The 9,467-nt window shown below is 54.2% G+C and carries 7 protein-coding genes and 2 pseudogenes; 5 read left to right on the top strand and 4 right to left on the bottom strand.

Annotated features, from left to right (window positions below; translation table 11 throughout):
- Window positions 1-1,653, top strand: a 1,653-nt coding sequence (locus AC2FNU_RS21870; protein ID WP_496792489.1) for an adenylate/guanylate cyclase domain-containing protein, incomplete at its 5' end; no start/stop codon positions are given.
- A gap of 337 nt (window positions 1,654-1,990) precedes the next feature.
- On the opposite strand, the pseudogene AC2FNU_RS21865 reads toward AC2FNU_RS21870, so the two are convergent.
- A pseudogene (locus AC2FNU_RS21865) lies at window positions 1,991-2,065 on the bottom strand (IS6 family transposase); the annotation flags it as partial.
- 210 nt (window positions 2,066-2,275) lie between these two features.
- Between AC2FNU_RS21865 and AC2FNU_RS21860 the strand changes: the two are divergent.
- Complete coding sequence (locus tag AC2FNU_RS21860; RefSeq protein ID WP_496792484.1) at window positions 2,276-2,701, top strand: lipocalin-like domain-containing protein; 426 nt, start codon at window positions 2,276-2,278, stop codon at window positions 2,699-2,701.
- A 317-nt stretch (window positions 2,702-3,018) separates the two neighbouring features.
- Here the strand turns inward: AC2FNU_RS21860 and AC2FNU_RS21855 are convergent, their stop codons facing one another.
- Window positions 3,019-3,825, bottom strand: a complete 807-nt coding sequence (locus tag AC2FNU_RS21855) for an alpha/beta fold hydrolase (protein WP_496792480.1) — start codon at window positions 3,823-3,825, stop codon at window positions 3,019-3,021.
- A gap of 266 nt (window positions 3,826-4,091) precedes the next feature.
- On the opposite strand from AC2FNU_RS21855, the gene AC2FNU_RS21850 reads away from it, so the two are divergent.
- Complete coding sequence (locus AC2FNU_RS21850; RefSeq protein WP_496792476.1) at window positions 4,092-5,648, top strand: flavin monoamine oxidase family protein; 1,557 nt, start codon at window positions 4,092-4,094, stop codon at window positions 5,646-5,648.
- Window positions 5,649-5,699: 51 nt separating this feature from the next.
- Here the strand turns inward: AC2FNU_RS21850 and AC2FNU_RS21845 are convergent, their stop codons facing one another.
- Complete coding sequence (locus tag AC2FNU_RS21845; RefSeq protein ID WP_496792472.1) at window positions 5,700-7,007, bottom strand: MFS transporter; 1,308 nt, start codon at window positions 7,005-7,007, stop codon at window positions 5,700-5,702.
- A 375-nt stretch (window positions 7,008-7,382) separates the two neighbouring features.
- On the opposite strand from AC2FNU_RS21845, the gene AC2FNU_RS21840 reads away from it, so the two are divergent.
- Window positions 7,383-7,814 carry a hypothetical protein gene (locus tag AC2FNU_RS21840; RefSeq protein ID WP_496792468.1) on the top strand — a complete coding sequence of 144 codons (432 nt, stop codon included), beginning with the start codon at window positions 7,383-7,385 and terminating at the stop codon, window positions 7,812-7,814.
- 53 nt (window positions 7,815-7,867) lie between these two features.
- On the opposite strand, the gene AC2FNU_RS21835 is transcribed toward AC2FNU_RS21840, so the two are convergent.
- Window positions 7,868-8,845, bottom strand: coding sequence for a serine hydrolase domain-containing protein (locus tag AC2FNU_RS21835; protein WP_496792493.1), 978 nt, complete (start codon window positions 8,843-8,845; stop codon window positions 7,868-7,870).
- Between the two features lie 202 nt (window positions 8,846-9,047).
- Between AC2FNU_RS21835 and AC2FNU_RS21830 the strand changes: the two are divergent.
- Window positions 9,048-9,467 (top strand): annotated as a pseudogene (locus AC2FNU_RS21830) (hypothetical protein); the annotation flags it as partial.

Raw genomic sequence — 9,467 nt, 5'->3', positions numbered from 1 at the left:
ACGTTGGAACAGCTGATCGCTTTTCGCCGAAACTGCTTCGATCCGCAGATTGCCCAACACAACGGCAGAATTGTTAAACTTATGGGCGATGGTGCATTGGTCGAGTTTGCGAGCGTTTTGGATGCGGTCGCTTGCGCGATTGCCATCCAAAACAACACCAAAGCTCAAAGCGCAGACCGGATTCAACTTAGAATTGGCATTAATCTGGGCGACGTGATTACGACGGGCGAAGACATCTATGGTGACGGGGTCAACATCGCTGCGAGGCTGGAACCTTTGGCTGAACCAGGTGGTGTATGTATTTCCGGAATCGTGCATGACAGCCTGGTCGGAAAAATCAACGCCAGATTTCGAGACGACGGGGAACAGAAACTTAAAAACATAGAAACACCTGTCCGAGTTTTTCGTTGGATTGCGGGTGACATCGCCACCTCGCATATGCCGTCACCGAATTTTGATGCTGGAAAAGCTTCGATTGCCGTACTGGCCTTCGACAACATGTCTTCTGATCCAGAGCAGGAATATTTTTCCGATGGAATAGCAGAAGATATCATCACTGCGTTGTCGCATTTCCGCGACTTTTTCGTCATCGCCCGCAATACGAGCTTTACCTATAAGGGAAAGGCCATTCGCGTCGATCAGGTGTGCCAAGACCTTGGCGTGCGATACCTGGTAGAAGGAAGTGTGCGAAAAGCTGGCGATCGAGTAAGAGTGACTGCGCAATTAATTGACGGTGAGAGTGGCGCTCACATTTGGGCCGCCAAATATGATCGTGAATTGACGGACGTTTTTGCTGTTCAAGACGAGATTACCCAATCCATTGTCTCGGCTGTCGCACCCGAGACGATCGGTGCTGAAACCCGACGGGCACGCTCGAAACGGTCAGACAACCTCAGCGCCTGGGACAAAGTGCTTCAGGCCAGATGGCACCTTGGGAAATTCACAAAGGAAAACAATCAGATCGCCCATGATCTGTTAAAGCGGTCCTTGGAAAGTGACCCGGACGACAGCGAAACACATGCGGCTTTGGCTCTCAGTCACATTATGGGCATGCTTCACTTGTGGCGCATGGATTCCACAGAAGCCATTCAGGCAGGAGAGGTTGAGGCCGGCCTTGCGGTGCAACTAGATGATCAAAATGCGAACGCTCATGCCGTGTTGGGAATGGCTCTGTGCTTTGCTCGCAAATTCGATGAATCCTTGATCCATTTGCTGCGCGCCATTGACCTAAATCCAAACTTGGCAATCGGTTATGGTAATATTGCTGCCTTGTATGGCGTGTCGGGCGAGTCCGACAAGGCAGAGCAATCGGCCAAACTTGCGATGGCTCTAAGCCCGCGCGATCCGTTGAAAGCATTTTGGCGTGGCGGGCTTGGGATCGGTGCCTATGTAACGCGACAGTACGATCGTTGCCTTGAAAACGCGATCGAAGGCCTCAAAGAGCACCCAGGTTACGCATCGCTAATGCGGCAAGAGGCAGCTGCATTGGGTATGTTGGGGCGCAGAGAAGAAGCACAGCTTTCTATTAAGCGATTGCTTGAAACGATGCCAGGACTGACGATTGAGCGGGTACGCAAGATGGTACCGGTCAGAGATCCGGAAGACTGGGAACATTGGCTGGAAGGCCTTAGGCGCGCTGGATTGCCCGAGTAAACAATAAGATAGCCAATGCCGAATGAGAATTCTCGTTGGGCGACGTCAGCCCTTAAATGCTATCGGCGAGCCGGGCGAGAAGCTGCTATCGCAGCCAGCAGTTCCGCCATTTCGCGGCGCGTGCGAAGCTGGAAATGGGGTGGGTGTCAGGATCGCGGACTAACTCTCCTTCGGTCCGGGCGATTTCACGAAGGTGGGGTTTGCGGCACCGAGATTGTTTTTAACCCATCAGTGGCTGTATGCCCGGACAGGCAGGCGGCGGCGGCCTTCTCACCAAGTTTGAGGCAACTCTCAATTGGTCAGTCTTCGTGGATTCCATGGACAACGCCGGAGCAGAAAGCATCACTGCAAAGCGGATGATCTCGGGACTGGTTCTGAAGTATTTCATAGAGGCAGGTCTGGTCATGGGCAAACGCTTCGCGACCACCCTGCCCGCCTCAGCTGAAGTTTTTCTGACAAGACCGCCGACGAAGCGGCCATTCCGGATAGAGCCATTCAATTGGCCAGGTGTCCAGAGACAGCATCGAGCATGAGCTTGAGTGCAGAGATAGGGTTTTATTGCGTGTGTGTCCTCGCGAGTTGTACCATGATTTAGAATGAACAATCGCTCGCAGGAGGTGCCGTGGCAAACGCAAGTGCTTTGATCGGATCTTGGAAGATGGACGCTTGGACACGCACTTCGGTCGAGACCGGAGAGACGACCGACGCTTTGGGGCCAGCGCCAATCGGGTACATAGCATATCATGCTGATGGTCGAATGATGGCCACCGTCTTTCGCCGCGATCGGCCCATGCCGGGCAAAGACGACTGGTCTATGGAGCAGAAGGCGCAGATGTTCGATGACATGCTCGCCTACGTTGCATCTTACACGCTCGAAGGGGATCACGTCATTCACCATGTAGACGGCTCATGGAACCCAAAATGGGCTGGCGATGTGTCTCGTCCGTTCAAGCTGGTGGGGGACAGGCTGGTGATCAGCGGTGCCCCCGGCGTCGACCCCAGGACAGGCGAAGAAGTAGTCTACCGAATGGAATTCACCAAGGTTTAAAACCTGCCTTGAGGCGTTCGATAAGCAAGACACCGGGCCGGTCGGTCACAGCAGGCTCAATGAACGTCAACCATTATCCATGGCCGACGTTCGCTGCGCTGTGGTCCGTATAGCCGACATTGCCTTCCTGGATCAAAAAGGCGTACGAGACTTACCTGACCAGCCCTTAGCGGAAGCTCGTGAAATTGCCAGCCAACGAAGTGCTAATCACCGAACCGACGTTCTCTGCGCCGTCCAAAGTGATGTGCCATCCCAGGTACGCGCTGCAGAACCGAGCGAGCTTTTACTCTCGCTCTGCGCTTTAGGTAAATTTTTTCTTAACCGCCTGAACGCTGAATTGTGCGCTCTATCAGGTCAGATACCTGTTCCGGTGTTTCGATCGATGACGAATGACCCGCACCTTTGAAAACGACCAACTCTGAGGTCTCGATCGCACGGTGTATACGCTTAGATTTCTCTGGAGGTGTTGCAACGTCTTCATCACCAACCCCGATGCCAACGGGAATCGTGATCTTGCCAAGAAGATCCATACAGCCTTCGCGCTCAATTACCCCTTTGACCGCGCGGGTAATCCCGATCCGATCATTGCTCACAATGGCATTGGACCATCTCAACTTTTCCTTCTGTCGTGCCGGATCATTCAAAAAAGTGTGTCCGAACAGGATCGGCATAACCCTTCCTATCACGGCCCACAGTCCGATCCAGCGCGCCACAGAGTTCAGCTTACGATACTTCGGGGCGTTTTCGGGATCTTCCGGGTCAGCGCTGGTTTCAAGCAGTGTAAGCGATTTCAGTATGCCAGGCTCTTGGGCCGCCAACCTCATTCCAACAAATCCACCCATGCTTAGGCCAACAAAATGACAGGGTACGGCGTTCAGACTCTTGATAAGCGCCGCGGCATCAGCGGTCAGCGTGTCAATGTCATAGCCATCATCAGTCACACCACTTTGTCCTTGCCCTCTGTGATCAAACGTGATGCAGCGAAAACCGTTTTTAAGATGTGTAACCTGATCCTCAAACATCGCCCCGCTGAACAATAGGCCATGAGAAAATATGATCGGTTCACCATCACCACCCGTGTCTTCGAAGTGGATTGTTGCTCCATTCAGCTCGACCTTCGGCATGTGGTTCCTCCCAACTTCAGATGATCTCATCTTAGCACGGGTCTGTTGCGCAGGAACTTGATGCTTCCGTGCAGCAGCAAGAACGCTTGCGCTCTTCCCGATCTGCTGACCCCAGTCAGCCCTTGGTGCGCTTTCAATAATGGCCCTGCCAGACGACACGCCGGTTGCCAAAATCGATAAACTGGCCACTATGAAACGACATAACTGCCCCTTATCTGATCCTCGCACTTGCAGTTCTTTGCCTTTTATCAACATGAGAAGACGCAATGCCGACACGTCGAACTTTTCTAAGCCAAGTTGGAGCTGCCGGAGCGTTTACGCTGGCGTCTCCTGCACTTCGCGCGCAGACTGGAGCAACTGATCTGGACATCGCAATTGTGGGCGGCGGTGTGGCCGGATTGTTTTGTTCGATGCGGTTAAGCGAGACGCACGGATCACGGGTGGGCGTCTTTGAAGCGACGGACAGGGTCGGAGGGCGCCTTCTCTCTCTGCATTTCGCCAAACTTGAAACCCAGACTGCAGAAATCGGTGGTATGCGTTTGCGGCACACCGACAAACACGCGCTCAAAGTGGTCAATGATTTGGTCGGGCGCGATAAGTTGCAGGACTTTTCTTACCCGATCACAGGCTATTACCTGCGTGGTCAGCATTTCTCTGAGCTTTCCAAGGCCGAAACTCTTCCCTACGGGTTGCACGAACAGGAACGCTCGCTCATCGCAGGCGGAGAGGATCTTCTGACGCATACGATAAACGATCTGAACAAAAGGGTTGCCGAAGGCGCTCTGTCTCTGGATGGGACGGGATTATGGGAACTCTTGCTTCAAGAGCGCAGTCGCGAGTCGTACAATTTCATGCGCGACGTTCTGGGCTATAACTCCCCTTTATCCAATTGGGACAGCAAAACAGCGATCAGTTGGTTCGAACGCGACTTTGCCTACAAAACAAAGTATTTGAAGTTGGATGGTGGTCTTGAACAGATCCCCAAAGCGGTCGCCAATGCCTATATGTCGAGCGGTGGGAAGGTTCACCTAAAACATAAACTGACCGATCTCACGCATCGATCCGATTCAGGCTTTGATCTGATTTTCCAGACGGAAACCGGGCAGAAAATAGTATCCGCTGCGCGCGTGATCCTGGCTATTCCTCCGAATGCTTTTCCATCGCTGATCAACACCCAAGTGTTTTCTGGTAATTCCCGTTTTGCACGCGCGGTCGAGAGTGTTCACAAGGTGCCCTTGGCCAAAGTACATCTCGCATTTGATCAGGATTGGTGGACGCCCCGAAACCTTTCCGTTGGTCGTGTCATAACGGACTTACCGGCACGACAGATTTATCGCTGGGGCGTAGATGATGCATCTGGTCATGCGCTGTTGATGGCGAGTTACCACGATGGCGAGATGATCGAGTATTGGGAGGCGCTGTCCGAAGGGTCGACTTACGGTGCGCCTGATTGGATTGATCAGGCGACCGGACCTGACGGAGATCCTATCGTCCCGTCAATGCGCAAGCTTTTGCCAGCCTCCGACCGGCTGGTGAAAGAGGTTTGGAACCAGGCCCGTAAGTCTCACAACCTCGGTGACGACTTACCCGAACCCGTTGCGGCAACCTACCAGAATTGGGGCCGCGAACCTTGGGGCGCTGCCTATCATCTATGGGGAATTGACGCGAACCCAAACGACATCATCGACTACATGCAAGAGCCGGTTCCAGGCATTCACATTTGCAATGAGGCGTGGTCGGTGTCTCAGGGCTGGACGAACGGGGCCATGCAATCGGCAGACAGCTTGCTTGTCGCTAAATTCGAAAAGGAGCCGTTTGTGTAGGGCGACTCATACAGCTTTTGTGCAGCTCGTTTGCAACTTTGATTGAGTGACCTACTGCCCCGTCTCCTTAGCATCTATCGCGAAGTATGAGTAAGTGAGAACCATCAGGGACAAGAATGCAGCGAGCCAAAATACCGCTGCATGTGACAACGTCACTGCCAGTATAGTGCTGCACAACGCCATGCCGACAGTTCCTCCAATCAGCTGGCTTGAAAGCACAATCCCACCCGCCTGCCCCTGCATATGAGGAGGGACCGACATCGTGACAGCGCGCTGAGAGGGGACAAACATAAGCGAGACAGCCGCGCCAAACAAAACAAAGCCAACAAAAACAATGGCCGTTGTTTTGATCATCATTCCCGCCCCAACGAGGCCGAGACCAATGGTGACAAGAACCAATCCAACAAGTGCAGGCCAGCGAGTTCCGCGCTCATCAGATAGTTTGCCGGCAATTGGAGCAAAGAAGGTCGTCGGAACGACAGCTGGCAGCAAGGCCAATCCGGCCCAGAACGGCCCCCAGCCTTCAACCGTTTGCAGGTACATCGACCCAAATACGAAGGTTGCAATCTTGGCATATTGGGCGACTCCGACGATCAGGTTGGAGGCGGTGAAAGTCGGATCCTTGAAAAGAGCCACCGCGACAAGGGGATCCTTGCGCCGGTTCTCAACAAATACGAATACCACAAGCGCAAGGACGCCAATGACCAGGGCGGCGAGCACGTTGCCTTGTTGCCAGCCAACGTCAGGCCCCTGCATTATTCCGTAGACCAAAAGCGAGAGCCCGAATACCAACAGCACCATCCCTGCCAAATCGAAACGCTCTTTGATGTGTCTTGGGGGATCGCGCCAAAACCGCCAAACAACAAAGGCGACGCATGTAACGACCACTGGATTGATCCAGAAGATCCACCGCCAGGAAAGGCCGGACGTAAGTGCACCGCCGACCAACGGTCCGGCCGCCAAAAAACATGTTCCGATGGCACCGTAGATTCCCAGAGCTTTGCCGCGCTCAGCCCCATCAAATGACAAGGCGATCAACGTCAGAGACAACGGAAAGATCGCGGCAGCGCCCACGCCCTGAATGCCACGCGCCACAAGCATCGTTAGACCGTTTGGAGCAAATCCTGAAACAACTGACGCCACTCCAAAAACAAAAAGCCCTGCGGTCAGAAGCACCCGGATTCCGACGATGTCCCCAATTCGACCTGTTGCGGCCGCTAAGCAGGCCAGTGTCAGAAGATAAATATTGACCACCCAATGTGCGGTGATCTCAGAAAGCCCCAGTTCTTCGCGTATTGTTGGAAGCGCAACGCCGACCGCTGTTTCGTCCAGCAAGATAACCCCGAGGATGGCGCCCATAGCACCCAGAAGCCACCAACGATTATTGTTGTCAGTACCCAAAACAAATCGCTCCTACAAAACCCTGAACAACGCGTCGGACGGTTCAGAACACTCAGGATACGATACCAAAACCACAGTGTTACTTGGGCGCGTGTGTCACGGCAGCTACCCATTACAAATACCGAAATCATGTCGAAAAACCAACTATCTGTCGGGACACGCAACGATAGGTGCCGCGAGATATTGCTTCAGCAACCGCTCTTGTCGCTGTGAAACCAGAGGCTGGTTTTCCTGAAACCAACCACCCCACTTTTTAACTCCCAATGTGAATTGATTTACTTTCACGCGAATGCGTTTCTGGCAAAATAGTCTCGTAGTGTGCCTGTAAGTTGTGTGAGTGTTCAGATGTATCTTTCTCGGTTTGATGAGCTAAACCTTGCCCCAAAAGACGATCGCAAGGATGCGTTTGCTCAGAATTATCCTCTGTTGAACATCAGTGCTGTCCACGCCCAGTGGAAGAAGGGGTCCTGGCAGTTCTCGCGGATTGCTGACATCTGGAGAAGAACCGGCAAAATCCTGTCTGTGCCTTATGAGGGCTCTGAGGCTTTCCCATCTTTTCAATTTGCCGAAGATGGAACACCGTTCCCGTTGATGGAAAAAGTACTAAGCGCGCTTCCCGCCGAAATGTCTCCGTGGCAACGTGCGTTTTGGATGACGTCGCCCAAGGCGGAGCTTGGTGGCGCACGCCCTGCTGATTGCATCCAAACCGGCGACCCTCGTGTGATCGACGTGGCGGCGAAGGCAAAGACACACGTCCTACATTGAATGGCGCATTTGCCCAGGCAAGGTGGACCCTTTTCACCCACAAGTTCAATACGTCATGCGAGGTTCAGTACCGGACCGTCCAGCAACCGGATCAACTCTCCGAAATAGCCAGCGGATCGTGCAGGGCGGGTTGGGTCTGACGTAATCGCCACCGCAAGGTTGCGGCGGGGATGGGCGGCTATGATTTGACCTCCATACCCTCGGGCCAGTGCATAGCCAGATGGTGACAGAAACCAGCCATAACCGTATTCCAACCCAGAGAACTGCGACCTGCCGTAGGGTTTGGTGGACACGGACACCCAGCTTTCAGGAATGACCTGACTATTTGCGAATACTCCCCCATCCCGCATCGTGACTGCAATCTTCAGCATTGATCGAGGCGTAAGGGCCATCTCATTACCGCCGAGGAAATACCCTTGCGGGTCCCGGGTCCAGGCGGGGATTTCGATACCCAGCGGCGTGCCCAACCGCCTGCGCGCAAGGGTCAGCAGGCTTTGGCCGGACGCTTCGGTCAGCGCTGCACCAAGGATGTGGGTCGATCCGGTTGAATACAACATACGTTGCCCGGGCTCGGCCACCATCGGTCGGGTGAGCGCATCGACGATCCAGTTGGGCGAGCTGATCCAAGACCCGTAATTGCGACCGGACGTGCGTTCAAGCCCCGCCCGCAATGTGACGAGATCTTCCATCGTGATGCTTTCGGCGCCCGGCGTCGCATTTGGCGGCAACAACCTCGGTGCCACATCCTGTAACGTAGCATTCACCGACGCGATTTCCTGCCTGTCGATGGCCGTCCCAAGCAACAAGGCCACGATGCTTTTCGAGCAGGATTTGATATTTGCCGGTCGGTCCAGCCCGGGACCTTTCGGAGCTTGCGCAAAGATGACTTCGTCGCCGCGCTGGATCTGAAGCGAATGGAGCTGGGGCAATCGGGCGAACAAATCTCGCATGTCCTGGGATTGCGCCCGCGCTAAATACGGAGCGGACAAACAGGCGGATGAAGCGACAAGAAACGAACGGCGTGTGAACATAGTCTTCATGTGGACGCTCAAGCGCCGATTTCCAGTCGGTGGATCTTTGTTTTTCGCCAGTTTGCCGTCGAAATCCGGGCCTAATCCTAAAGGGTTGGGACTTACGGCAACAGTATCTGTCGATCCGACACATCCGGTCCCCGCTGGGTCCGGGTTTCCGTGCTAGACTGGACCCGAGGATAGTCTAGCAGGAGCAGTCCCGTTGCGACCGAATTCACTCCGTCTGTCGATCACCATCCTGATTGTTGCCATCTTCGCGGGCGCGCTCCCCAACCGGGGTGATGCGCTGTCAAAAGACATACCGGCATGGCTGCAAAAACACGTCGGGACCGCCGAAGGTCAAATCGCGCCGATCGTTCTTGAGCGCGCGCGTGCGCTGTATCAGAAGAAACTCCGGCGGGGCGAGGTTTCCAATCCTTGCTATCTGGCAAAAGACGCCACGCGTCCCAGTACATCGCAGAATGGCAATCCAGGGCGGCGGTTTTATGTGATTTGCGAGGCCCAAAAGACGTTCCGGGCTGTGTCGTCCGGTTACGGCAACGGCCGTAAACTGCAACGCGCCAATTTCTCGAACGGTCGGCACTGCGCAAAGAACTTTAGCAATGCAGAAGGGTCAAAACTG

The organism is Ruegeria sp. BHSB064 (genome assembly GCF_059613205.1).
This window is presented reverse-complemented; position numbering and strand designations above follow the sequence as displayed.

Bases quoted from the DNA above. Each gene is read 5' to 3' on its own strand.
- AC2FNU_RS21845 (WP_496792472.1), bottom strand. From the start codon at position 7,007: ATGGGCGCCATCCTCGGGGTTATCTTGCTGGACGAAACAGCGGTCGGC.
- AC2FNU_RS21855 (WP_496792480.1), bottom strand. From the start codon at position 3,825: ATGCCGAAGGTCGAGCTGAATGGAGCAACAATCCACTTCGAAGACACG.
- AC2FNU_RS21850 (WP_496792476.1), top strand. From the start codon at position 4,092: ATGCCGACACGTCGAACTTTTCTAAGCCAAGTTGGAGCTGCCGGAGCG.
- AC2FNU_RS21835 (WP_496792493.1), bottom strand. From the start codon at position 8,845: ATGTTCACACGCCGTTCGTTTCTTGTCGCTTCATCCGCCTGTTTGTCC.